The 26,205-nt window shown below is 35.3% G+C and carries 21 protein-coding genes, 1 tRNA gene and 1 pseudogene; 11 read left to right on the forward strand and 12 right to left on the reverse strand.

What is annotated here, in order from left to right; genetic code table 11:
• Positions 1 to 145: 145 nt before the first annotated feature.
• The 8 genes from pyrH to QWY91_RS12385 all read left to right on the forward strand — a co-directional run bounded on the left by pyrH (position 146) and on the right by QWY91_RS12385 (position 11,490).
• Positions 146 to 853 carry a UMP kinase gene (gene pyrH / locus QWY91_RS12350; protein ID WP_290235559.1) on the forward strand — a complete coding sequence of 236 codons (708 nt, stop codon included), beginning with the start codon at positions 146 to 148 and terminating at the stop codon, positions 851 to 853.
• Between the two features lie 35 nt (positions 854 to 888).
• Positions 889 to 1,443, forward strand: coding sequence for a ribosome recycling factor (gene frr / locus QWY91_RS12355; RefSeq protein WP_290235560.1), 555 nt, complete (start codon positions 889 to 891; stop codon positions 1,441 to 1,443).
• A 227-nt stretch (positions 1,444 to 1,670) separates the two neighbouring features.
• Complete coding sequence (locus tag QWY91_RS12360; RefSeq protein ID WP_290237097.1) at positions 1,671 to 4,013, forward strand: DUF5686 family protein; 2,343 nt, start codon at positions 1,671 to 1,673, stop codon at positions 4,011 to 4,013.
• Between the two features lie 77 nt (positions 4,014 to 4,090).
• Positions 4,091 to 6,526 carry an efflux RND transporter permease subunit gene (locus QWY91_RS12365; RefSeq protein WP_290235561.1) on the forward strand — a complete coding sequence of 812 codons (2,436 nt, stop codon included), beginning with the start codon at positions 4,091 to 4,093 and terminating at the stop codon, positions 6,524 to 6,526.
• 149 nt (positions 6,527 to 6,675) lie between these two features.
• Complete coding sequence (gene asnS, locus QWY91_RS12370; protein ID WP_290235562.1) at positions 6,676 to 8,118, forward strand: asparagine--tRNA ligase; 1,443 nt, start codon at positions 6,676 to 6,678, stop codon at positions 8,116 to 8,118.
• 244 nt (positions 8,119 to 8,362) lie between these two features.
• A complete protein-coding gene (locus QWY91_RS12375) occupies positions 8,363 to 9,220 on the forward strand; it encodes an RluA family pseudouridine synthase (protein WP_290235563.1) in 858 nt (285 codons plus the stop codon).
• A gap of 192 nt (positions 9,221 to 9,412) precedes the next feature.
• A complete protein-coding gene (rpoN, locus tag QWY91_RS12380; RefSeq protein WP_290235564.1) occupies positions 9,413 to 10,885 on the forward strand; it encodes an RNA polymerase factor sigma-54 in 1,473 nt (490 codons plus the stop codon).
• Positions 10,885 to 11,490 (forward strand): hypothetical protein, encoded by a 606-nt coding sequence (locus QWY91_RS12385; protein ID WP_290235565.1) that lies wholly within the window; start codon positions 10,885 to 10,887, stop codon positions 11,488 to 11,490. The genes rpoN and QWY91_RS12385 overlap by 1 nt, the downstream gene beginning before the upstream one ends.
• On the opposite strand, the gene QWY91_RS12390 is transcribed toward QWY91_RS12385, so the two are convergent.
• The 9 genes from QWY91_RS12390 to QWY91_RS12430 form a co-directional block, all read right to left on the reverse strand.
• Positions 11,485 to 12,192, reverse strand: a complete 708-nt coding sequence (locus QWY91_RS12390; RefSeq protein ID WP_290235567.1) for a porin family protein — start codon at positions 12,190 to 12,192, stop codon at positions 11,485 to 11,487. The genes QWY91_RS12385 and QWY91_RS12390 overlap by 6 nt on opposite strands.
• A gap of 100 nt (positions 12,193 to 12,292) precedes the next feature.
• Positions 12,293 to 12,775: an ExbD/TolR family protein gene (locus QWY91_RS12395; RefSeq protein ID WP_290235568.1), complete on the reverse strand. Its 483-nt coding sequence runs from the start codon at positions 12,773 to 12,775 to the stop codon at positions 12,293 to 12,295.
• Between the two features lie 38 nt (positions 12,776 to 12,813).
• On the reverse strand, positions 12,814 to 13,428 hold the full coding sequence (locus tag QWY91_RS12400; protein WP_290235569.1) for an ExbD/TolR family protein: 615 nt from the start codon (positions 13,426 to 13,428) through the stop codon (positions 12,814 to 12,816).
• A gap of 6 nt (positions 13,429 to 13,434) precedes the next feature.
• Positions 13,435 to 13,872: a hypothetical protein gene (locus tag QWY91_RS12405; protein WP_290235571.1), complete on the reverse strand. Its 438-nt coding sequence runs from the start codon at positions 13,870 to 13,872 to the stop codon at positions 13,435 to 13,437.
• A gap of 21 nt (positions 13,873 to 13,893) precedes the next feature.
• Entirely contained in the window at positions 13,894 to 14,697 is an 804-nt protein-coding gene (locus QWY91_RS12410) for a MotA/TolQ/ExbB proton channel family protein (protein WP_290235572.1), read from the reverse strand.
• Between the two features lie 70 nt (positions 14,698 to 14,767).
• Positions 14,768 to 14,855, reverse strand: a tRNA-Ser gene (locus QWY91_RS12415).
• A gap of 70 nt (positions 14,856 to 14,925) precedes the next feature.
• The gene (locus QWY91_RS12420) at positions 14,926 to 15,954 is read right to left on the reverse strand and encodes an asparaginase (protein ID WP_290235573.1); all 1,029 of its coding nucleotides are present in this window, start codon (positions 15,952 to 15,954) and stop codon (positions 14,926 to 14,928) included.
• Entirely contained in the window at positions 15,938 to 17,080 is a 1,143-nt protein-coding gene (locus tag QWY91_RS12425; RefSeq protein WP_290235574.1) for a 1-acyl-sn-glycerol-3-phosphate acyltransferase, read from the reverse strand. The genes QWY91_RS12420 and QWY91_RS12425 overlap by 17 nt, the downstream gene beginning before the upstream one ends.
• 47 nt (positions 17,081 to 17,127) lie before the next feature.
• A complete protein-coding gene (locus tag QWY91_RS12430; RefSeq protein WP_290235577.1) occupies positions 17,128 to 17,895 on the reverse strand; it encodes a TatD family hydrolase in 768 nt (255 codons plus the stop codon).
• Between the two features lie 53 nt (positions 17,896 to 17,948).
• Between QWY91_RS12430 and QWY91_RS12435 the strand changes: the two genes are divergently transcribed.
• Positions 17,949 to 18,386: a retropepsin-like aspartic protease gene (locus QWY91_RS12435; RefSeq protein ID WP_290235579.1), complete on the forward strand. Its 438-nt coding sequence runs from the start codon at positions 17,949 to 17,951 to the stop codon at positions 18,384 to 18,386.
• Between the two features lie 252 nt (positions 18,387 to 18,638).
• Here QWY91_RS12435 and odhB read toward each other — a convergent pair.
• The 3 genes and pseudogenes from odhB to QWY91_RS12450 form a co-directional block, all read right to left on the reverse strand.
• Positions 18,639 to 19,915 (reverse strand): annotated as a pseudogene (gene odhB, locus QWY91_RS12440) (2-oxoglutarate dehydrogenase complex dihydrolipoyllysine-residue succinyltransferase).
• Between the two features lie 55 nt (positions 19,916 to 19,970).
• A complete protein-coding gene (locus QWY91_RS12445; RefSeq protein ID WP_290235581.1) occupies positions 19,971 to 22,742 on the reverse strand; it encodes a 2-oxoglutarate dehydrogenase E1 component in 2,772 nt (923 codons plus the stop codon).
• Between the two features lie 306 nt (positions 22,743 to 23,048).
• Positions 23,049 to 24,023, reverse strand: coding sequence for a polyprenyl synthetase family protein (locus QWY91_RS12450; protein ID WP_290235583.1), 975 nt, complete (start codon positions 24,021 to 24,023; stop codon positions 23,049 to 23,051).
• Positions 24,024 to 24,162: 139 nt separating this feature from the next.
• Between QWY91_RS12450 and QWY91_RS12455 the strand changes: the two genes are divergently transcribed.
• Complete coding sequence (locus QWY91_RS12455; protein WP_290235584.1) at positions 24,163 to 24,777, forward strand: TetR/AcrR family transcriptional regulator; 615 nt, start codon at positions 24,163 to 24,165, stop codon at positions 24,775 to 24,777.
• The gene (locus QWY91_RS12460) at positions 24,758 to 26,203 is read left to right on the forward strand and encodes a TolC family protein (protein WP_290235586.1); all 1,446 of its coding nucleotides are present in this window, start codon (positions 24,758 to 24,760) and stop codon (positions 26,201 to 26,203) included. Before QWY91_RS12455 ends, QWY91_RS12460 begins: the two co-directional genes overlap by 20 nt.
• Positions 26,204 to 26,205: the final 2 nt, after the last annotated feature.

Genomic DNA, 26,205 nt, shown 5'->3' on the forward strand with positions numbered 1-26,205 from the left:
CAAAAATCCAGCCATTTTAGCTTCTAGGACACTTTGGCAAAGCTTAGAAATACTAAATTATTCTTAAGGTTTAGATTTTTAATTGATAAGATTTTTCAAATTAAGATATTAGCTATATTTGCATCAATCATCTTTAAAATAAGCCATGCAATACAAAAGAGTACTACTAAAATTATCGGGAGAAGCATTAATGGGAAATCGCCAATATGGTATCGATCCAGAGCGATTAGCTGAGTATGCTGAAGAAGTTAAATCGGTAATAGATCAAGGAATAGAAGTAGCAATTGTTATTGGTGGCGGAAACATTTTTAGAGGAGTTGCAGGTGCAAGCCGTGGTATGGATCGTGTACAAGGTGATCACATGGGAATGCTTGCTACGGTAATAAACGGTTTAGCATTACAAAGTGCCCTTGAAGATTCTGGAATCGAAACAAGATTGCAGTCGGCCATTAAAATTAATGAAGTTGCTGAGCCTTTTATTAGAAGAAAAGCAATTAGACATCTTGAAAAAGGTCGTGTAGTAATTTTTGGTGGTGGAACAGGAAATCCATATTTTACAACAGATTCTGCCGCAGTTCTTAGAGCAATCGAAATTAAAGCAGATGTAATTTTAAAGGGGACTCGTGTAGATGGAATTTACACAGCCGACCCAGAAAAAGATAAAGAAGCAACGAAATTCGATTTTATTTCGTTCGACGATGTTATTAAAAAAGGGCTAAAAGTAATGGATACCACAGCCTTTACTTTAAGCCAAGAAAACGAATTACCAATTATTGTTTTCGATATGAATACGCCGGGGAATTTAATAAAAGTGGTTACCGGAGAGAATGTGGGAACAAAAGTGAATTTATAAAAGCATACAGTTAAAATATATTAGATAATAAAATCATGGAAGAGGAAATTGAATTAATTATAGATTCTGCTGAAGAAGGCATGCAAAACGCTATTGCCCACCTTAGAAAACAACTACTAAACATTAGAGCCGGTAAAGCCAGCCCAAGTATGCTAGGAAGTGTTATGGTAGAATACTACGGTTCTCAAACCCCTTTAAATCAGGTTGCAAATGTAAATGCTCCTGATGCCCGAACAATTTCTATCCAACCATTCGAAAAAGGAACCATTCCTAATATCGAAAAAGGGATCCTACTGGCAAATCTTGGTTTTAATCCAATGAATAATGGGGAAAGCGTAATTATAAGCGTTCCGCCTCTTACAGAGGAAAGAAGAAAACAACTGGTAAAACAGGCAAAAGGTGAAGCTGAAGATGCTAAAATTGGCGTTAGAAACGATAGAAAAACAGCTAACAACGAATTGAAAAAAGCTGAAGTTTCTGAAGATTTACAGAAAAATGCAGAAGCAGAAGTTCAGGAACTTACAGATAAATATATTGCCAAGATTGAAGAAATCTTAGAGGCAAAAGAAAAAGAAATTATGACCATATAATTCGGGAATTAATGTCTTTATTTACAGTCAAATTAAGTTTGCTTTTTACTGTTTGTAGCGAAACTTAATTTGACTTTTTTTTGATGTCATTTTATAATCCGGGGATACTATATGCGATTAGTTTATACCATTCTTTTTGTCTTTTCCGGTATTTTTGTTAGCGCACAACAAATCCCGGCAAAGTAATCAATGCGATTACCGGGGAGCCGTTAGCTTATGCTAAGATCATTTTACCAGATGGCAGCCAAAAGCTTTCTAATTTAGACGGAAGCTTTAAAATAGACGCTCAAAATAAAAATGACCTAAAAATCACCATTTCTTATCTTGGTTTTTATAGTCGGAATTTTGAAATTTCTCCTAACAAAAGATTTACAGTTCTTCAGCTGTATCCAGATTATGAGAAACTAAGCACAGTTTATCTTTCTTCTTCAAAAAATCCTGCGAATGGGATTGTTCAAAAAGCCATAGCTAATAGAAATAGTAACGATCCGCAGAAGGCTTTAGATGGTTTTGAATATACTTCATATTCTAAATTTATTATCGATAATAACGAAAATCCCATTAAGCTAACTACAGATACTACAAATACTGAAATTGCTACAATAGTAAACGTGGCGCGAGCATACCTTTCAGAAAAAGTAACTAAATATTCTTACAACAAAAGAGAAGGTGAAAAAGAGGAAGTTCTAGGACTGGAAACTGCCGGCTTCGAAGAACCCATCTACGATGTAATTAGCCTTGATATTTATCCGACTTCATTTTACGAAAATAAATACTCCATTTTCCAAACAGAATATGCCGGCCCGCTTGCAGAAAATGCATTCAAAAATTACGAATATCGAATTTTAGATACTATAAATAATGATCGCCCATCTTATTTAATCTACTTTAAACCGAAAAGGGAAAAACGTATTGCCAGCCTTGAAGGTGTGATCTATTTAGACACCTTAAACTTCGGAATTCAAAAAACGGAAGCTCGTCTTATTGGCCAAATTGACCTTGAAATTAAAGAAGACTACGAATTTGCACCCTCAAAGGAGGTCTGGTTATTGAAGAAGCGAGATATTAAAATTAAACCAGGTAGTGGTGGAAAAGATATTTCAGTATTTGGAGGAAGCATTTCTTTAGGAACCATACAACGCAGGCTTTCGATTTCAAGTATCTTCAGCAAAGACACCATACAAAGAAATCTTTATTTAGATGCCACAACGGTTAATTATGATTATAACCTGGACAGCATTCCTAAAATTAAGAACACTTCTGCAAAAATTAAAGTCGATCCTAAGGCGAACGATCGGGAGAATTCTTTTTGGATTGACAATCGAAAAGAACCTTTTACGAGTAAGGACGAGGCTACAGCAAGTTATGTAGATAGTATTATCAGCACAAAGCACATTGCTCGCAAAATTGAAGTAAAAAAGACAATGGCTAATGGCTATTATCCATTAAAATTTTGGGATGTTCGATTAAATAAGCTTTTTAAATACAATAATTACGAAGGCATTCGATTAGGTTTTGGCGGAAAAACCAATGATATTTTCTCTGAGCGATTTAATGTAGGAGGCTATTTTGTTTATGGCTTTAAAGACAAAAAATCAAAATACAACATCAATGCAAATATTTATCTAAACCGGCCTACTGAAACCAATTTGATACTTGGTTATACCAACGACATGGAAGAGGTCGCCAGTTTCAATTACTTAAAAGCACCTCCTAAATTCTATTTGATAGAACCAAGATTCGTAAATATTAATTTCTTCTATTATTATCGCAAATATTATGCGGGATTAGAACACCGAATAAACCCTCAGTTATCTACTGAAATTCGCTTTAGCAAAACGGATGTTTTAGGCGCAAAAGATTATGCTTTCGCATATGAAGGTGAAATTTATCCAGATTATTCCATTAGCACGGTTGGTGTTTCATTTACCTGGGAACCTTTTAGTGAATATTTAAAAACGCCTGAAAAATCTATATTGATAGACGGACACTCTCCTAGATTTACATTTCAATTTGACAAAGGACTGTCTGGTGTTGCAGATGGAGATTTTGATTTTATAAGAACTGGTTTGAAATTCGAATATGAATTAAAACGTTTAGATCTTTCGAAAACTGAAGTGATTGTAGAAGGAAATTACGCTACTGGTGCGTTGCCACTTACGCATACATTCCACGCCTATCCAAACTCTTCGAGACAGGAAGCTATTTTAAAAAGATTTTCGATAGCAGGAAAAACTAGCTTCGAAACCATGTATTATAACGAATTTTATAGCGATCGTTTAGCTATGCTTCATTTAAGACATACCTTACCTCCTATTAAATTCTCCAATTTCTTTAAGCCTGAAATTGTTTTGATTAGCCGGCATGCCATTGGTGATATCGATAATATGGATCGCCACCAAAATATCACTTTCAATTCTTTGGAACATGGATACTCTGAAGCAGGATTAGAAATTAATAATATCATTTCAGGTTTTGGTCTATCTACAGCGTATCGTTATGGCGCTTATAATCTCCCCGGATTTAATCGAAATTTTGCTTTTAAATTTACTTTAAACATCAAGTTTTAAATTAGCTGAGTTTAATTCTCAAAATACTGATTATTAGGTTCTCTTTTGTTAACTTTGCGCGCGCTTAAAAATTACGCATGTCTAAGATCTTCACCTTTGGCTTTTGGAACGCTATCGCCCGTCTAATTTTACGAAACAGAATTATTATTATCCTTCTAATTGTGGGAATAACGGCATTTTTTGCTACGCAATGGAAGTATATGCAATTCTCGTTTACCGAGGCTAACTTATTACCCGACGACCACGAAATTAACCAGGAATACAATGATTTTCTGGATAAATTTGGAGAAGAAGGTAATCTAATAGTCATGGGGATTAAGGATTCTACCCTATTTCAGGAAGAAAACTTTCAGGCCTGGAAAGATCTTAATGATAGTCTTCAGAAATTTCCTGAAGTAGATTATGCAATTTCTATCGGAAATCTTAAGAAACTCAAGAAATTTGAAGATCCTAAGCGTTTTGAAATGGTTCCTTTTATTGAAGAGGAATCACCAGACAGCTTAGAACTAGCAAGCTACGAAAACGAGCTTTTCTCTAAAATGCCGTTTTACGAAAATCTTGTTTACAGCTCCCATTCTAACACCATCCAAAGTGCTCTTTATCTAAATAAAGAGATTGTAAATTCTAAAGCTAGAAAAGATTTTGTAGTCGACCAACTGGTTCCTATGATCGAAAAGTTCAAAAAGGATACTGGTATGGATGTTCATGTTTCTGGAATGCCGTACATAAGAACACTCAATTCCCAGAATATTGTAGACGAAATTGGGCTTTTTATCGCTGCGGCTTTAGGAGTTACTTCCTTAATTTTCTTCTTTTTCTTTAGATCGATTAGAGCAACGGTAATATCGATGCTTACCGTTTGTATTGGTGTGATGTGGGCTTTTGGTACGATTGGATTTTTACATTACGAAATAACGGTACTCACCGCACTTATTCCGCCGCTTATAATTGTAATTGGTATTCCCAATTGTATTTTCTTAATCAATAAATATCAGCAAGAAATCCAAAAACACGGGAATCAGGCAAAATCGCTTCAACGTGTGATTGCCAAAGTAGGTAACGCTACTTTAATGACAAATATCACTACTGCTTCAGGATTTGCTACGTTTATTTTAACCGAAAGTAAATTACTGAAAGAATTTGGTATCGTGGCCTCCATCAATATTATAGCCATTTTTATTCTTTCATTACTTATCATTCCGGTGGTTTACAGTTATATGAAAATTCCGAAGTCGAAACATTTAAAACATTTAAACAGACAATGGATTGGTGGTTTTGTAAACTGGATGGAAAAGATGGTGAGAAACCATAGAATTGCGGTTTATTTTACTTCTGTAGCGCTATTGGCTACCAGCATTATCGGTATTTACAATATCAAAATTTCCGGAAGTTTACTGGAAGATATGCCACAGGAAGCTTCTTTCTTTAAAGATGTGAAGTTTTTTGAACAGGAATTCGACGGAATTATGCCTCTGGAAATTCTAATTGATACCAAGCGACCAAAAGGAGTTTTAAAATCTTCCAGCTTAAAAAGGATCGAAGAACTGGAAAATCTAATTGTTGAAGAACCACAGCTTTCTAAGCCACTTTCCATTACGCGTTTGGTAAAATATAGCAAGCAGGCGTATTATAACGGAAATCCAAAATATTACCAACTTCCTACCTCACAAGAACAAAACTTCATCATTCCTTACACCAAAGGAATGGAAGGTAACGATAATCTGGTAAATACTTACGTAGATAGCACCGGCCAATATGCAAGAATTACCACTTTTATGAAGGATATTGGCACCGATGAGATGGAAAGAATCGAAACCAGTCTTTGGCCTAAAATTCATAAAATATTTCCTGAAGAACGCTACGAGGTTACTATGACCGGGAAGGCATTAGTTTTTCAAAAAGGAACCACATATTTGGTTAAAAACCTTGTAGTTTCTTTATCTCTGGCGATTGTATTAATCGCTTTACTAATGGCATGGATGTTTAGAAGCTTTAGGATGATATTGATATCTTTAGTTCCAAATTTACTACCGCTTTTAATAACAGCAGGAATGATGGGATATTTAGGTGTTCCTATAAAGCCATCAACCATTTTAGTATTCAGCATTGCTTTTGGAATTTCTGTAGATGACACGATTCACTTTTTGGCGAAATACCGGCAGGAACTTAAAGCTAATAATTGGAAAATTAAACGCTCTGTTTATGCTGCTCTTAGAGAAACAGGGGTAAGTATGTTTTATACTTCGATCGTCTTATTCTTCGGATTCTCAGTATTTATGATTAGTAGTTTTGGCGGAACTGTGGCTTTAGGAGGGTTGGTATCTGCTACCCTATTATTCGCAATGCTATCTAATCTTTTACTGCTCCCATCGCTATTACTGTCTTTAGAACGAAGTATTGCGAACAAAGAAACACTTAAAGAGCCTGCAATGCGAATAATTGCGACCGAGGAAGATGAAGAAGAAATCTCTAAAGATGACGAGGCTCATAAAAACCATAAATTAGAAGACTAAATTATCTCAAGTCTAGTACAAGTGAGATTATAAGAAATAACACATCTATTTTGAAGCAAATCGAGCCGCATTTTATCTCGATTATCGAGTAAAGCTTAGCGGCTTAAAGGGAAATTTTTATCTTTGCTTCTTTTCTAAATCTAAAATAAATGATACAGGCTAAAGTTGCTGAAATATTAGAAAGTAACCAGTTTTTACAGGAGTTTGAAATTAACGGATGGGTGCGTTCGTTTAGAAGTAATCGTTTTGTTGCTTTAAATGACGGATCTACCATTAATAATATACAATGTGTTATAGATTTTGAAAAATTTGATCCTGAAACTCTTAAGAGAATCACCGTTGGCGCCGCCATTAATGTAAAAGGGATTTTAAAAGAGAGTGAAGGGAAACAACAGCGCGTTGAAGTTGAAGCTAAAGAAGTGAAAATTCTTGGCGATGCGAATCCAGAAGAGGTAAAACTTACTATACTTTCTCCTAAACGCCATAGTTTAGAAAAGCTACGTGAGCAGGCACATTTACGAGTACGCACAAATACATTTGGAGCAATTATGCGTGTTCGATCAAAGTTATCGTTTGCTGTTCACAGTTATTTTCAGCAAAACAATTTCTATTATGTAAACACTCCAATTATTACAGGTAGTGATGCAGAAGGAGCTGGTGAAATGTTTAAGGTTACTAATTTTGATCTTAAAAATCCTCCAAAAAAAGAAGATGGCAGCATCGATTATAAAAAAGATTTCTTCGGAAAAGAGACCAATCTTACGGTTTCTGGACAATTAGAAGGAGAAACTTTCGCACTTGGATTAGGCCAGATCTATACTTTCGGACCAACATTTAGAGCTGAAAATTCGAATACCTCTAGACATTTAGCGGAGTTTTGGATGATCGAGCCAGAAATTGCTTTCTGTGATCTTGATCAAAACATGGATTTAGCGGAAGATTTCATTAAATACGTAGTAAAATATGTACTCGAAAATTGCAAAGATGATCTTGCATTTTTAGAAGAGCGTTTAGCTAATGAAGATAAATCGAAACCGGCTGCTGAACGTAGCGATATGGGCTTAATCGAAAAGCTGAATTTCGTTTTAGAAAATAACTTTAAGCGCGTTAGCTATACGGAAGCTATAGAAATTCTTAAAAATTCGAAACCGAATAAAAAGAAGAAATTCAAATATATTATCGAAGAATGGGGTGCAGATTTGCAAAGTGAGCATGAACGTTTTCTTGTGGAAAAACACTTCAAATGTCCGGTAATTTTATTCGATTATCCTGCTAAAATTAAGGCATTCTACATGCGCTTAAACGAAGACGGTAAAACCGTTCGTGCAATGGATATTCTATTCCCAGGTATCGGAGAAATTGTAGGTGGATCTCAAAGAGAAGAGCGCTTAGATGTTCTTCAGGAGAAAATGGAAGAGTTAGGAATCGAAGAAGAAGAACTTTGGTGGTATTTAGACACTCGTAGATTTGGTACTTGTGTACATAGCGGTTTCGGACTTGGTTTTGAGCGTTTGGTACAATTTGTAACAGGAATGGGAAATATTAGAGACGTAATTCCTTTCCCAAGAACACCACAAAGTGCAGAATTTTAAACTATAGATTCTTATAAAATCATACCTCACAGCATGATACAACTGTGAGGTTTTTTATTTAAATTGCATTTCAATCCTTCTTAAGTAGGAAGCTTTTTCAGAAACTATTACTGAAAAAATTAAAGCCCTCAGTATTCTCGAAATTGTAGGAATTTTAGTTTCTTTTTATGTAATTGTAAAGTTTTTTATCTTCACTTTTAGTGCAGCAATTGCTGGTTAAATAATCCTATGTAATTTATTTTTTTTGAAAATTAAAGAAACTCATATTGTCCCTAAACTTCCTGAAACTATCAGACTGCAAGAATATGCTGCTACTATTTTTGAATCTTTAACCACGCGAAGCGCAATTAAAAAAGCCATTAAAAAACAGCTAATTTTAATTGATGGTAAAATTGCCCAAACTGGAGATTGGATTTCAGAAGGACAAAAAATTGAATTACTTCAACCTGAAATTCGACAAAAATCATTCAATTTAAAAATAGAGGTGATTTTTGAAGACGATTATATCGCGGTAATCAATAAACCTGCAGGTTATCCTACCAGTGGAAATTACTTCAAAACTATACAAAATGCGTTAGCTTTTAATTTAAAACCTTCCGAAGCTATCGATTGTTTAGATGCTCCGCAGCCGGCACATCGTTTGGACAATCCTACAAGCGGAATCCTGCTTTGCGCTAAAACAAATAAGGCCCTCATCGAGTTAAACAGGCAATTTCAGGAAAAAGAAATTCAGAAAACTTACACAGCAATTGTCGAAGGTGATTTTCCTGAACAAGAACAACTATTTGAAAATGAAATTGAAGAAAAACATGCGAAAACTTCGATTAAGCTTTTAAAAAAAATCGAATATAAAAGCACCAATCTTAGTTTGGTCGCAGCCAAACCTATTACGGGTAGGACGCACCAAATTCGAATTCATCTTGCTCATAATGATTATCCAATTTTAGGCGAAAAACAATATGGATCTCCTGAAAGTATATCTTCAAAAGGTCTGTTTCTAGCTTCTACTTCCGTAGCTTTCAAACATCCAATTTATCTTAATAATATGGATTTTGAGATTAAACTTCCGAAGAAATTTGATCGATTTCTAAGTAATATTTAGCTTCCTTAACAAAAATTTACCACAATCATCTACTGTGCCAAAGTACAATCAGCGAACATTTCCGTATTTTTGTTTAGAAGATATTCTGGAAATATTCAGAAATTCCATTTAAAAAAAACATAGATTTGAAGTTACTCTCGAGTAAAATCAAATCTATAAATCTCAAATATCGAGTAAGGTAAATCACTTTATATGCTAAAACAGCAATTAAATTTTAAGTTATCACAAAAGCTATCGCCGCAACAAATCCAGTTGATGAAGCTTATTCAGTTGCCTACACAGGCTTTTGAGCAGCGCATGAAACAGGAAATTGAAGAAAATCCTGCGTTAGAAACCGGGAAAGACGAGCAACGCGACGAGTACGATTATGAAGATGATTATGATAACCGAGATTCTGAAGCTGAGTTTGATGACAAGAATGAGATTAATACTGAAGATATTAATGTCGATGAGTATTTAAGTGACGATGAAGTTCCAAATTATCGCTTGCAAGCCAATAATTATAGCGCAGACGATGAAGACAAGCATGTGCCTTATGCGGCGGGAATTTCTTTTACGCAACATTTAAAAAATCAGCTAAACACATTAAGGTTTAATGACAATGAATATGAAATTGCCGAATTTCTAGTAGGGAGTATTGATGAGAGTGGATATATAAGAAGAAACATTCAGGACACGGTAGATGATCTCGCGTTCACTCAAAATGTCTACACCGATGAAGAAACGGTTGAAAAAGTGCTTAGAAAAGTTCAGGATTTGGATCCTGCCGGAGTTGGTGCACGTTCGCTTCAGGAATGTTTGCTTATTCAGTTAAAAAGGAAAGAAGCTACACGAGCGGTAACTATGGCTACAGAGATTATCGATTCCTCTTTCGATCATTTCAGCAAAAGACATTACACAAAGTTGCTTTCCAAACATGATATTTCTGAAGACGATTTAAGAGATGCCATTGATGTGATAAGTCATTTAAATCCTAAACCTGGCGGAGCCTATTCTGGTAATACCAGAATGGTAGAGCATGTTATCCCAGATTTTACCATTAAAATCGCAGATGGCGAATTAGAGCTAAGCCTTAACGGAAGGAATGCTCCAGAAATGCACGTTTCTCGTGATTATAGCGATATGCTGAAAGGTTATAAAGAAAGCAAGAAAAAGACGAAAGAGCAGAAAGATGCAGTGATGTTTATAAAACAGAAGCTGGACGCTGCAAAATGGTTTATTGAAGCAATTAAACAACGCCAGCAAACCTTGATGGTGACAATGAGTTCTATTATGCATTATCAGAAGGAATATTTTCTTACCGGTGATGAGCGTAATCTTAGACCGATGATCTTAAAGGATATTGCAGACGAGATTGAAATGGATGTGTCTACCGTTTCTCGTGTGGCCAATAGTAAATATGTTGATACGCCATATGGAACAAAATTGATTAAAGAATTCTTTTCTGAATCAATGAAAAACGATCAGGGTGAAGATGTTTCTACAAGAGAAATCAAGAAAATCCTGGAGATGTCTATTGAAGAGGAAGACAAGAAAAAACCACTTACAGACGAAAAACTTGCTAAAGTTCTAAAAGATAAAGGATACCCGATAGCTAGAAGAACGGTAGCAAAATATAGAGAGCAACTGGACATTCCTGTAGCACGTTTACGTAAAGAAATTTAATGAAGGTCTTTTTAAAGCTTGCTTCGTATCTGTTTCATCCCATTTGGATGCCTTTTGCGGGCAGTTTACTTTATTTTCAATTAACACCACGGTTTTTTCCTGAAGAAGTAATTAAAGCTAAATTATTAGCAATAGCGATCATTACGGTGTTTATTCCGATAGTGTTTTTCTTTCTTCTGAAAAATCTCGGCAAAGTCACGAATATGGCTTTGAGTGAAGTTGAAGAGCGCAAATGGCCTTTGTTTTTTTTTAGCATTCTTTGCTTGATGGTGTTAAATCAAATTCTAGATCGCTATAATTATCCAGAGGTTTACTTCTATTTTGTAGGAATTTTAGGCGCTACTGCAATCGCTTATGTATGCACACTTTTCAAATTAAAAATCAGTTTGCATATGATGGGATTGGCTGGTTTTACCGCTTTTTTAATCGCTTTTAGCCGTTATTTCCACATTAATATGATCTTAGCTACATCTGGACTTTTAATCGCGCTTGGATTAACCGCAAGCTCCAGGCTTTACTTAAAAGCTCACACTAACACAGAATTAATATTGGGAAGTTTAGCGGGTATTTTGCCGCAAGCGTTACTCTTCTATTATTGGCTATAGAATATAAAACATCAAACCTACACGTAAAGTAGAAATGTTCACATCTTCTCCTTCTACCATAACACCTTTGAAAAATGGATTTAGACCATAATAAATCTGAAAATTGAAAGTACTATAACCAAAGGTGAAGCTAGCACCTAAACGAAATCTTTCTAACTCGGCTACATCACTTTGTTTCACAGTATTTCCTTCCTGCTTGAACGCAGATCTGAAATGGTATATATATCCTAATTTGAGGCCGGTATAAATACGCCAAAATTTATAAGATGTAAAAGTTGATGTTCTCCATCTAAACTGAATTGGCGCTTCAATTAGGAAGGTATTAAAACGATTTGAATTATAATCGATATCATCCTGATTCAAATTACGGAAGATACTATTGCCATCCTGATCTTCACCTATAAACAAGTTTTGACCAAAACTGTCAAAAGCTAGACCAAGACCAATTCCTATTCCAACATTTCGATCTTTATTTAAAGGAATATCACGAATAAATCCACCACTTAAACCTGCAGAAAAACCGTTTTGATCTAAAAAATCAGGCTGGTCTGTGATAAAATTAAAGCTTAAACCAAAGTAAAATTGATCTTCGCGGTAGCTACTATCGATAACTGTGGGAATACTATCTGAAAAAGCAGGATTGCTTCGCTGCGCATTCGCAGCAAAACCAAAAAATAGTAAAATTAGAAACTTATATTTCATGAAATTCTAGTACATGCAATCCAAAGTAAATATAAAAAAACATCCCATCCTGAATTAAGGATGGGATGTTTTTAATACTATTTAAAACTAAACAATTAGATCAATCCTGAACTCGGGTTGCATCTCCTTGTACGGTAGTATAGTTAATCTTAAGCGCTTCAGCTTTTCTAAGTTCTTGTTTAATATCAGACACAAGTCCCATATTAGTTTCCTTATCGACTTTTAAAGCTGTAGTTAAATATGGTATTAACTCTTCTCTTTTCTGATCTCTCTCAGAATAAATAAAAGATTGTACCTCGCTAACATCTGCAAACTTATCGTTTAACTGAATTCTAGCTTCTGTACCATATTTTTGCTGATATCTCTGGCTCGGCTTACCGGCGTAGATATACATTACCAAATCCTTTTTATCTAGTTTTTCAACTTGATCTGCAGTAGGTAATGAATTCTTAACCATTAGCGTGGTCTCACGCATCGTTGTCGCTACCATAAAGAAAAACAGTAACATAAATACAATATCGGGTAACGACGCCGTACTGATAGCAGGTAATTCGCCAGACTTTTTCTTTTTAAATTTAGACATAATAAATGGTCAAATTAAATTTAGTGTTAAAAAGGCTGTTAACCTTTAGGCTCTGCTTCAGAAAGCTTTTGAGGAATCAAATCCTTAATAGATTCGATTTTCTCTTTTAAAGATTCCTTTCTACCTTCACCTGTTTTTGGATCATTATATTCTGCTTCCAAATTAACAAATGAAGTTCCGTACATACGTTGAGCCTCTCTATCTCTCAATTCATTATAAGCAGCCACCAATTCATTCTGAACGGCGATATAAGTACCATACTCAGTACCTCTGTTATTTTGTAAAGAGATAATAGCTTTTTGTGGGTTTACAGAAGATTCAGCGCTTCCTGCTCCCTGACAAAAATTACAGGCTTCACTTCCTGATCCTCCTCCGTTATCTAAGAAATTAAAAGCAGCTTGACGCAGATCTTTCAATTCCATTTCTTCGTCTTCCACCAACAAATCATTATTACTGTTTAATACAACAGTAAAAATGTTTCTTTGTTTAATCTTTGGTGGATCCGGAATATCTTCGTCTTGCCATGGCGGTAACTTCCTACTAATACCCTTATCGGTCTCGATGGTTGTAGTTACCAAGAAGAAGATAAGAAGTAAGAAAGCAATATCTGCCATAGATCCCGCATTTACTTCGGGTGATGATCTTCTAGCCATAGGTTCTTAACTTATTAGTTTTTTCACTCCTGAAAATACCATAGATAAAATTGCTAATGCAGCCAAAATGTAAAAAGCTACTAAACCAGCTCCCGCCCAATGATCTGTGGACGCACTTACATACTCACCTGTACTTGTAGTATGTTCGTAACCGCTAGTAGAGAAGTATGCAATTAAAATCACTACTGCAAATGCTACAATTCCTATAATGGTATTTTTAATATTGCCTCTAAATAAACCGGCAATCACAAATATCACAACTAATGCTATAACAACTCCTAAAACAAGATATGAGATCCACATCATCGGCTCTAGAACGCTATTTTGAACATCAACTGATGCCTCTATTGCTTCGTCACCGGCTGCAATAACCCTACCTAAAAAGATAAGCCCAAGCACGCCAATAACTAACGCAACATATTTTAAAATTTTATGTAATGTCATAACTTTTATAGTCAGATCTAATTAAACTCTCTTTTTGTTTTTGTAATCTACAAGCATATCGATTAACAAGATAGAAGCATCTTCCATATCGTTTACGATACTATCAATCTTAGCGATGATATAGTTATAGAAAATCTGAAGGATAATTGCAACAATAAGTCCAAATACCGTAGTAAGAAGTGCTACTTTAATACCTCCAGCAACAAGAGATGGTTGCATATCACCAGCAGCCTCAATTCTATCAAATGCCTGGATCATACCAATTACCGTACCCATAAACCCAAGCATAGGAGCAAGAGCGATAAATAAAGATACCCAAGATACGTTTTTCTCTAACTGTCCCATTTGAACACCACCGTAAGCAACTACTGCTTTCTCTGCAGATTCGATGTTTTCGTTAGCACGGTCAAGTCCTTGATAGTAAATAGAAGCTACAGGTCCTCTTGTATTTCTACATACTTCTTTAGCAGCTTCGATACCACCACTATTCAATGCTTCTTCTACGTTACGAGCTAATTTTTTAGTATTAGTAGTCGCAAGATTAAGGAAGATAATTCTCTCAATGGCAATTGCCAAACCAAGAATAAGACAAAGAAGAACGATACCCATGAATCCAGCACCACCTTCAATAAAACGTTTTTTTAATTCCTGATGAAAACCTAAAGTTTCTTCGTCTGCATCAGCAGTTGCCGCAGCTTCATCGTCCTGTTGAACGAAAGTCGCTATCGTACCTGGCAATGTGTTTACCATGTTTGCTGCCTTCAGATTACCGGCACCTAACACCATAATCGCAGCGATTACCAAAATAGAAAATAATCTTTTCATTACTGTTTGTCTTAATTTAATTAGTTAAAGGGTTAAAGATATAAAAATAATTTTTCAATAAAAACACCAGCAGAGAGGAAGGGATTCGAACCCTCGATACGCTTTTGGCGTATACACACTTTCCAGGCGTGCGCCTTCGACCACTCGGCCACCTCTCTATTTTCATGTTTTAAACGGTGCGCCAAATAACAAAAAAATTTGTTCACCATCAAGTATGATTCGTTAATTTTACGACATTTCACCTCTCAACGAGGTTTCATATATAGTTTTAAAGACTTTATGTGTTAAATTTTTATCCAAAAGATACATTAATTTAGCAATTGCAGCCTCGGTTGTAATGTCTTTTCCCGAAACTACACCAATTTTCTTCATGGCAACGCTGGTCTCATAATTACCCATAGCTACACTACCACCTGCACATTGAGTAACATTAACGATTTTAAGACCATTATTGATTTTTTCTTCAAGTAGATCTAAGAACCATGGTTGAGTTGGCGCATTACCACTACCATAAGTTTCTAATACAACACCCTTCAAGTTAGGATAACTAAAAATATGATTTACCATGTCTTTAGTAATACCGGGGAACATTTTTAAAACTAGTACATCGGTATTGAAATTCACATGTAACTTCAGGGCTTGCTTTCTACTTTGTTTCCAGAGCGTTTTAGAGTTTACCGACAAATGTACTCCAGATTCGGCCAAGGGTGGATAATTCAAAGAGGCAAATGCCTGAAAATGTTCCGCATTTATTTTAGTTGTTCTATTTGCCCTGTATAACTTATATTCAAAATACAAACCAACTTCAGTAACTACAGGACATCCATTTTTCTGCAAACCTGCGATCTGAATGCTCGTAATCAAATTTTCCTTAGCGTCTGTCCTCAAATCACCTATCGGTAATTGAGAACCCGTAAATATTACGGGCTTATTTAGATTTTCAAACATAAAACTTATCGCAGAAGCCGTGTAAGACATTGTATCGCTACCATGCAAAATCACAAAACCATCGTAGGCTTCATAACTTTCATAAATAATCGTTGCAATTTTCTTCCATTCTTCAGGATTCATATCTGAAGAATCTATAGGATGCTCAAAACTTAAAGTATCTATTTCATTTTCCAGAATATTCAATTCAGGAATATTCTGCAAAAGATCGTTGAAATTGAAAGGCTTAAGAGCACCAGTACTATAATCCTTGGTCATACCAATAGTACCACCAGTATATAACAAGAGAATTCTAGCCTTGTTTGCCATCCACCGCTTCTTTGTTAATTACAGGATTAGCATACATTAAAAGATAACTATTAAGCTCGAGTGAATTTTTAAAATCTACTCTACGCTTTAAACGTCTTTCAAAACGCCTTTTATCTTTATCTGAATATTTTGAAGTATAAAGATCTGTATTATTCAACAAATCATGAGCGATATAATTTGAAGGCCATAGCGCATAGTTCTTATGGATTTCATTATCCACTTTGTTCGCTATTTCACCCAATTGTTCATTAACAGAACCAAAATCATTTTCGATTTTGCCAAACATAGTTGGCTCCATTACATCCCCAGCATTAATATGAATTCTTCCCTTAATACCTAAAATACCCTGAATGATAGATTTAAAATCTTCATCTGGTGCTTTTACATATTTCTCTTTCATTCTTTTAGAAAGAATTTCAGGCATTTTTAAAACATCGGTAGGATCGAACTCATACGATATCGAAATCGGCACAATTTTAAGTTTTCCAAAATATTCAGGCAAACTTAAATCGCCTTTAGCCATTCCAAGCATTTTTAAAACCCCTTGTTGCGTGTAATCGCTACCATCTTTAGTTCGACCCTCACGCTGCGCCATCCATACCGATCGTTTATCTTCCATCAGCATCTGGCGTATAAAAGTAGAAAGTTCCAAAGAACTTTTAAACATTTCTCGCGGACTCAACTTTCTGCGAACAAGAAAATTTCTATTAAGTTTAGAAAGGGCCATCAAAAAGGTTTTCTGCACTAGATTATCTCCAATAGCAGAAGCCGTCATTACTAAATCGTGATTATAAAGAGTATAATTTAATAAGGAGGTATCTAAAATAATATCACGATGCGTCGAAAGAAATAAGTAGGATTCTCCAGGTTTTAATTTTTCGAATCCGCTATCTGTGAGTCCGTCGGTACTTTTTTCAATGATTTTCCCTACGGAATGATAAATAATTTTAGTTTGAAAATCCCGGATACTTTTACAGCTAAACACAATATTCTTAATTTCCTCGGAAGATTTCTCCGGAAACGTAAAATGAAGGAGTGCCTTCATCATTGGATGTTTAATGTAATACTGAAGGGCCTCCTGGACCTCCTTATCGTTGTAAAATCTTATATCTTCAAAGTCTCGCACGTGTCTGGCTTATTAAGCAAATGAACAAAAAATTAACTAATTTCAGTTTAAATACCGAATATATCTTTCGAATTCTGTGTTGTGATTTCAGCAATTTCTTCTAAAGGCTTCTCATAAATTTCAGCTAATTTTTCAGCAATATTAATAATATAGGAAGATTCGTTTCGCTTACCTCTATATGGTGTTGGAGCGAGATATGGCGCATCGGTTTCTAACACAATATTCTTCAAAGGAATAGCGTTTAGGAATTTATCGATCTTACCATTCTTAAAAGTTACGACACCACCAATTCCTAACTTCAGATTGTAAGAGATAGCCCTTTTCGCATGTTCTTCTGTTCCAGTAAAACAATGAAAAATGCCGAAAAGGTCTTCTCCTTTTTCTTCTTCTAAAATTTCAAAAACTTCCTCAAAAGCTTCTCTACAATGAATAACGATTGGTAATTTGTACTTCTTCGCCAACTTAATTTGAAATCTAAAAGCTTCCTGCTGAATGGCAAGCGTGCTTTTATCCCAATACAAATCGATACCAATCTCACCTACTGCTATAAAATCTCTTTGCTGAAATTGATTTTCGACAAATTGAAGCTCTTCTCTAAAATTTTCCTGAACATGAGTTGGATGTAGTCCCATCATTAAATGAACATGATCGGGAAAAGACTTTTCCAAATCGTACATTCTATCTGCGTAAGTAGAATCGATTGCCGGAATAAAAAACCGCTCAACTTTAGCATCTATTGCCCGCTGTATCATGGTATCACGATCTTCATCAAAAGACTCGCTATATAAATGTGTATGTGTATCTGTTATAATCATGTTTGCAAAAATAATTTATTTTGAAAACCTATCTTTGTTCAAAATTAAAAAGAATGGCGAGTATTAAGAAAATCCTGAAAGAAAAAGGATATGAAAGCATAAAATTTAAGTTCACTAAAACGAATCATCTAGAAATAACAGCTAAAATTAATAAGATTGAAGGAAACTTTATCGTAGATACAGGAGCATCGAGCACATGTGTTGGTATAGATAGCATAGAACACTTCGACCTTTTACCTGAAGATAGTGATGTTAAAGCAGCGGGAGCGGGAGCCTCTAATATGCTTACCCAGATATCGCAAAAAAACAAAATTGAAATAAAAGGTTGGAAAAAGAAAAAAGTAGATCTCGTTCTTTTTGATCTTCGCCATGTGAACGAAGCTTTATTACAGCACGATGCTGAAAAAGTACATGGTATCATTGGTGCCGATATTCTTAAAAAAGGCAAGGCCATTATAGATTACAAATCTAAAACGCTTTTCTTAAAATAGGGGTTTTCTCCCCTTTCGAAGCTCCCTAATTAAATATAAATTTGAACAACCAATGTTAGATTTATGTTTTACGCTAAGAAAAAATATTTAAAACCCCATCCAGCATCATACATCCTTGTACTTGCAGTTATAGGAATTTTATTTATGAATATTCTTAGCCTGGTTTATCATTAACCTGATTTACCTAACCAACTAAAACTTAAAAAGGGAAGCTTTCGCTTCCCTTTTTTATTTGAACATGGATCGTAATTCTTAAAGCTCTAAAGCTCTTTTTACATCATTATCCATTAATAATTCTTCTGGATTTTCTATTGCTTCTTTTATTGCTACCAAGAAACCAACAGACTCTTTACCATCTACAATACGGTGATCGTAAGATAGCGCCACATACATCATTGGTCTAATTTCTACGTGACCATCGATAGCTACAGGACGATCTACAATATTATGCATTCCTAAGATACCACTCTGTGGAGGATTAATTATAGGAGTAGACATCATAGATCCAAAAACGCCTCCGTTAGTAATAGTAAAAGTTCCTCCTGTCATTTCATCTACAGTAATTTTACCATCACGAGCTTTTAACGCAAGTCTTTTTACTTCTTCTTCAACTCCTCTAAAGCTTAAGTTCTCTGCGTTTCGTACTACCGGCACCATCAAACCTTTTGGTCCTGACACAGCAATACTAACATCTTTGTAATCATATTTCACCTGAAAATCTCCATCGATCATCGAGTTAACATCAGGATACATATCCAAAGCACGAACAACTGCAAGCGTAAAAAAGGACATAAATCCTAAACTCACACCATGCTTATCTTTAAATTCTTCTTTGTATTTTTTTCTTAGGACGTAAATAGAAGACATGTCTACTTCGTTAAAAGTAGTTAGCATTGCAGTTTCACTTTTAGCAGCTACTAAACGCTCTGCTACCTTACGTCTAAGCATAGACATTTTCTTACGAGATTCTCCGCGTTTTCCTGTTCCCGGAGTTCCCATAGAAGCTTTTGCCTGTACAGCATCGTCTTTTGTAATTCTACCATCTCTACCACTACCATCTACAGATTTAGGATCGATTCCTTTTTCATCTAAGATCTTTTTAGCTGCGGGTGATGGACTACCAGAAGCATGGCTATCTTGTTTTTGAGAAGGCGTTGAAGATTTAGATGGCTCTTCAGTTTTCGCTGGAGCTTTATCGCTATCTTCCTTAGATTCTTTTTCTTCCTGCTCTTCTTTTACCTCTTCTTCTGCACTTTCATCCTTGCTGTCATCATCTCCTCCACCAGGTTTATCAGCTTCAGTATCGATTAAGCAAACTACTTCGCCAACACCAACGGTATCGCCTTCTTCTGCTTTTAGAGTAATAATCCCGCTAGCTTCAGCAGGTAATTCCAGGGTAGCTTTATCACTATCGACTTCAGCTATTGCCTGATCTTTTTCAACGTAGTCCCCATCTTCTACCAACCATTCTGCGATTTCTACTTCGGTTATAGATTCACCGGGGATGGAACTTTCATTTCTAAGGCCATGTTCTTCTTTTTTATTTTGCTTTCTGGATAAGCCAGAAAATTTATTCTAATTTAATTAATCTTCACTTAGTGATTTATCAAACACACAATCAATAACGCGTTGGTGTCTTTTCTTAAAGCGAACTGCACTACCAGCTGCCGGAGAACCGTAGAATTTACGACTACAACATCTAAATTTTTTCGCTTCGTCTATATGCATTAACATATGACCGTACGCTCCCATGTTTTTAGGTTCTTCTTGTGCCCAAACAACATCATCTGCGTTTTTATATTTGTTCATGACTTCTCTCATCTTCTCTACAGGAAGTGGGAATAATTGCTCTATTCTTACTAAAGCAACATCATCACGCTCATTTTCTTCTTTATACTCTAAAAGATCGTAATAAAACTTACCGGTACAGAATACTAAAGTTTTCACTTTGTCTGCTTTAGCTTCTGGATCGTCAATAAGCATTTTAAAAGATCCTTCAGCAAATTCTTCTTTAGTTGAATTTACTCTGGAATGTCTTAATAAACTCTTCGGAGTGAAGATAATTAATGGTTTTCTGAAACCAAATTTCATCTGTCTTCTTAGCAAATGGAACATATTCGCCGGAGTTGTAACATCGGCAACAAACATATTATCCTTAGCACATAGCTGAAGAAAACGTTCCATTCTTGCTGAAGAGTGTTCTGCTCCCTGCCCTTCATATCCATGAGGAAGAAACATCACTAATCCATTTTGCAATTTCCACTTGTCTTCTGCAGCAGAAATATACTGATCGATCATGATCTGAGCTCCGTTTACAAAATCTCCAAACTGAGCCTCCCATATAGTAAGTGTATTTGGACTTGCCATGGCATAACCATAATCAAATCCTACAACGCCATATTCAGATAAAGGAGAATTGTATATAAAGAAGTCTCCTTCTCTACCTTCTATATTATTATGAAGAATAATTTCTTCTTCACTGTCTTCAACTTTAACAACGGCATGACGGTGAGAAAAAGTACCTCGCTCACTATCCTGGCCGGTAAGGCGAATATTAAATCCTTCTGCCATTAATGTACCGTAAGCCAGATGCTCTCCCATAGACCAGTCGAGCTTATTATCCTCAAAGTACATTTTTTCCCTTAGGTTGATAATTTTATTAACCTTTTTAAGGAATTTCTTGCCTTCAGGAAGTTTAGATATAGCCTTCGCAACTCTATCTAACTCGTCTATCTTTACAGTAGTATCGATATCTTCGATCATTCGATCTTCCTGCACATTTTCGTAACCATCCCACTCATCTTCCATAAATGGAGTGATTCTCGTAGTATCTTCTTTTCTAGAATCTTCTAAGTCTTCTTCAAGCTTGGTTTTGTAATCATTCTCAAGCTTCTCGATGTAAGATTCGTCGATTATTCCATCCTTTATAAGTTTTTCAGCATAAATATCTCTAGCATTTTTATGCTTCGCTATTGCTTTATAAAGTTTTGGCTGAGTAAATCTAGGCTCATCACCTTCGTTATGTCCGTATTTTCTATATCCTAATAAGTCGATAAATACATCACGCTTAAACTGCATTCTAAAATCTAATGCAAACAAGACTGCATGAACTACAGCTTCAGCATCATCTGCATTAACGTGAAGTACCGGAGACAAGGTAACTTTAGCTACATCTGTACAATAAGTAGAAGATCTAGCATCTAAATAATTCGTAGTAAAACCTATCTGGTTATTCACCACGATATGAATAGTACCTGCATTTTCGTAGCCTTCTAACTTCGCCATTTGCACTACTTCGTAAACTACACCTTGGGCAGCAACTGCTGCATCACCGTGTACAACGATTGGCAATACTTTAGAAGGATCACCACTATATCGACGATCTCTTTTTGCTCTTGCAATTCCTTCTACCACAGGACCCACTGTCTCTAAGTGAGATGGATTTGGAGCAATATTTATATTAATTTCTTTACCACTACTTGTGCTACGACAGGACGTCCAACCTAAATGATATTTCACATCACCGTCGAAAATATCCTGCTCGTAATCTTTACCGTCAAATTCGCTAAAAATATCCTTGGCTGATTTACCGAAGATATTAGTTAAGGTATTTAATCGACCTCGGTGAGCCATACCCATCACAAAATCTTTAACGCCTTTTTCAGCAGCTCCTTCAATTAACGCGTCTAGCGCAGGAATTAAAGTTTCTCCACCTTCAAGTGAAAATCGTTTTTGACCAACGTATTTTCTATGTAAAAAACCTTCAAAAGCAACAGCTTCATTCAGCTTTCTTAATATCTGCTTTTTCCTGTCAGTCTCGAAATCAGGATGGTTTTCGTTGACATTCAGTTTTTTCTGAATCCAATCGATTTCTTCAGGCTTTCTAATAAACATATACTCCACTCCTATAGAGTCGCAGTAAATATTTTCGAGATGCTTGATTATATCTTTTAACTTATTAGGTCCAATACCTAAAATATCACCTGCACTAAATGTAGTATCTAAATCGTCCTTGCTTAACCCAAAGGTTTCGATATCTAATGTAGGCTCGTATTTTCTTCTTTCCCTAACGGGATTAGTTTTTGTAAATAAATGTCCGCGTGTACGATATCCGTCGATTAAGCGAATAACTTGAAATTCTTTAAAAACGTGATCTGGCATTGCGCCTTCCTCAAACGTTACCGGAGCTTCATCTAAAACATCAGACGAAACACCGTTTTGCTCCATTCCAAAATCAAAACCCTGAAAGAAAGCCCTCCAACTGGGCTCTACACTATCGGGATATTGTAAATATTGATCGTATAATTCGGCAAAATATGCTGTATGTGCGGCATTAAGAAATGAAAATCTATCCATAAGTGGAAACTAATGTTTCTATAAAGTGTAAAACATAGCAAAAGTACAATTTTTAAAAAAAACTGGTTGTAGCATTTAATAGTTTTATTCTATTCATTAAAGGAATTTTAACAATGCTACTAATCAACCTGAGCAGTAATTCGCTAAATCTATTACGAATATGATAATTTAAAACGTAAAAGAAATTAGAAAGGGATTAAAATTAAGGAAATTTATGCCAAACCGGCTATAAAAATACGCGTTCAGCTTAAAAAGATGAAACTGGTTAATTCGGAAAAAAAATAAATCTGAAAAGTACTGGTTCAATTAAACCGTTCTACTCATTAGCATTTTTCCAAAATCACGCAAAGGTGTTTTCTTTTCTTCAGGAATAGAAATACCATCTAAAACATCGAAAGCCAAATTGGTGTATTTTTCGATCTCTTTTTTGGTAGACGCCGCCGCTCCACTACTTTTAAATATAGCTTTAACAGTTTCAATCTTACCAGAATTATCTTCCGGATTTATAGAATATAGGTATTCTAGTTGTTTTGCTTCATCTTTAGTGGATGCTTCTAAAGACTTCAGAAATAAAAATGTCTTCTTATTTTCTATAATATCGCCCCCCACCTGCTTACCAAAAGTTTTTGGATCGCCAAATGCGTCTAAATAATCGTCCTGAAGTTGAAAAGCGATTCCTAATAATCTACCAAATTGATAAATGGCTTTTTTACAATCCTCATCAACCTGCGCTACAATTGCGCCCATTTGTAAGGAAGCACCAACCAATACCGCTGTCTTGTATTCGATCATTTTTAGGTAATCATCGATACTTACATCTTCCCTGGTTTCAAAATCGATATCATATTGCTGTCCTTCGCATACTTCGATAGCAGTTTTTGTAAAAAGCTTCGCTAATTCTTTAAAAGTATCGCCTTCATAATTTTCGAAAAGTTGATAGGCGTTTATCAGCATGGCATCACCTGATAATATTCCGGTATTTATATCCCACTTTTCATGGACAGTTTGCTTTCCTCTTCTTAAAGGAGCATCGTCCATAATATCATCATGCACTAAAGAAAAATTATGGAAAATTTCGATCGCTAATGCAGCATCCAGCGCTTCTTTGTGCTCTTTCTCAAAAATATCGGTTGCCATTAATACTAATACTGGCCGCAACCTTTTTCCGCCTAAACCAAGAATATAAACCATTGGTTCATAAAGATTAGCGGGTTCTTTAATTTTCAATTTATTATTTAAATAGTCCAAAAAAACCTCGCGATACTCTGTAATAGCCAGCATTAAAATAAATTTTGCGCTAAAATACCATAATTGCAATAATTTCAAATTTAAAGCAAGGATTAAATATTTATAAAAACTCTGGAAACTTTATTTGTTTTAAAAGTTTCCGTAGACTACATTTGTCACAAATTTTTAAAAATTGAAAGACCACATTTTAAATATGGCAACAGAGATGTTTTTGGAATACGGCTTTAAAAGCGTCACTATGGACGATATTGCCGCCAAACTTGGCATTTCTAAAAAAACCATTTACGCCAACTATACCACCAAGACAAAACTGGTGCATGATGTTGCCTTCAATATTTTATACAAAATTCAGGATAGGATAGCTGAAATAAAGAAAAAAGACATAAACGCTATCGAAGAACTCTTTGAAGTGAAAAAACAGGTTAGTATTTTTTTAAAAGATGAGAAATCATCACCTCAGTTTCAATTACAAAAATATTATCCGGAAATTTTTGAAAACGTAGAAAGCACCAAATGTGAAACGATACAATGTAGTATTACAGAAAACGTTACCCGCGGAATAGACGAAGGACTTTTTAGAGAAGACGTGGATACAAATTTTATATGCAAAATATACCACTACGGACTCCAAAACGTAAGAGACACTTCTATTTTCCCACCAGAACAGTATAACAAAAGCGATTTGTTTCAGCTTTTCATAGAATATCACATAAGAGGAATTGCCACCAAAAAAGGATTACAAATTTTAGAAGATCTATTAAATTATAATGAGACAGAAACTAACTAAAAGTTTATTTGCCATGTTTTTAGTTATCAGCACGGGATTATACGCCCAAACTGATAATGCACCCCAATCCTATTCTTTTTCTTTGGAAGAAGCCATTCGATATGGATTGGATCACAATGTAGAGGCTGTTAATGCCCAAAAAGATATTGCGATTTCGCTAAAACAAAAATGGGAAATTATCGCACAGGGCTTACCACAGATAAGTGCTGCTGCAGATTATCAAAATAATCTAAAACAACCTGTTTCCTTACTACCTGCAGCAGCTTTTGATAACACCCAAAGTACAGTAAATATTGTAGAAAAGTATTTTGACAACGTAAATAGAAATAATGTATCGGTAAGCCCTCCTGGCGGTTTTATACCTGTGGTTTTTGGAACCAAGCAGAGCATGAATGCTACTGCAACTTGGAATCAAATAATATTTGATGGTTCGTACATCGTAGGAATCCAATCTGCAAAAACATTGCTTCAGATTACCGAAAATGCAAAAACAAAAACCGATCAGGAAGTAAAAAAAGGTGTTATAAATGCCTATGGTAACGTTCTTTTAGCTGAAGAAAATGTGGACATTCTTAAAATGAATGTAGAAAGCGTACAAAGTACCTACGACGAAACCAAAGCAACTTTTGAAAATGGACTGGCAGAAGAGGAAGATGTAGAGCAACTTGAAATCACGCTGTTAACTTTGAAAAACAATCTGAATAGAAGTAAGCGAATGAAACAAATTGCTTACGAAATGCTCAATATCACCTTGGGACTTCCAGTTGAAGCTGATATCACACTTACCGAAGAGCTAGAAGCCTTAGCCATGCAATATTTCGACTTGGCCATTTTAGAAAAAGAAATCCCGGTAGAAGATAATATTGATTACAGGATTGCAAAAAACACCGCAGAATCTGCAGAAATTGAGGTGAAGCTGGAGCAAGCAAAAGCGCTCCCTTCGCTAACAGGTTATGTTAACTATGGATATCAAGGGTTTAGTCAAAAATTCACATTCTTAACTGATAATCAGGATTATTTCGATCAGTCTGTTTTAGGAATAAGTCTGAATATCCCCATTTTTAGCAGCGGTATGCGATCAGCAAGAACGCAACAACAAAAAATTGCGCTAGAGCAAGCTCTTATGGATTTAGAGTACACCGAAAACGAAGTGAAGCAACAAATCAATTCTGCTAAAACAGAATACGAGTATAGTTTAGATAATTACCAGGTGCAAAAGAAAAATCTTGCCTTATCTGAACGTATCGAAAATAAGAACAAAATTAAATTTGAAGAAGGAGTTGCCAGTAGTTTCGAGTTAAACGAAGCACAAAGACAGCTTTACACCGCACAACAGGATTACTTACAATCTATGCTTAACGTAATTACAACTAAGGTTGAGTTAGAAAATTTATTAGATACAACTAAATATGAAGATCAAGAATAATT

This window comes from Zunongwangia endophytica, assembly GCF_030409505.1.
GTDB classification, from domain to species: domain Bacteria; phylum Bacteroidota; class Bacteroidia; order Flavobacteriales; family Flavobacteriaceae; genus Zunongwangia; species Zunongwangia endophytica.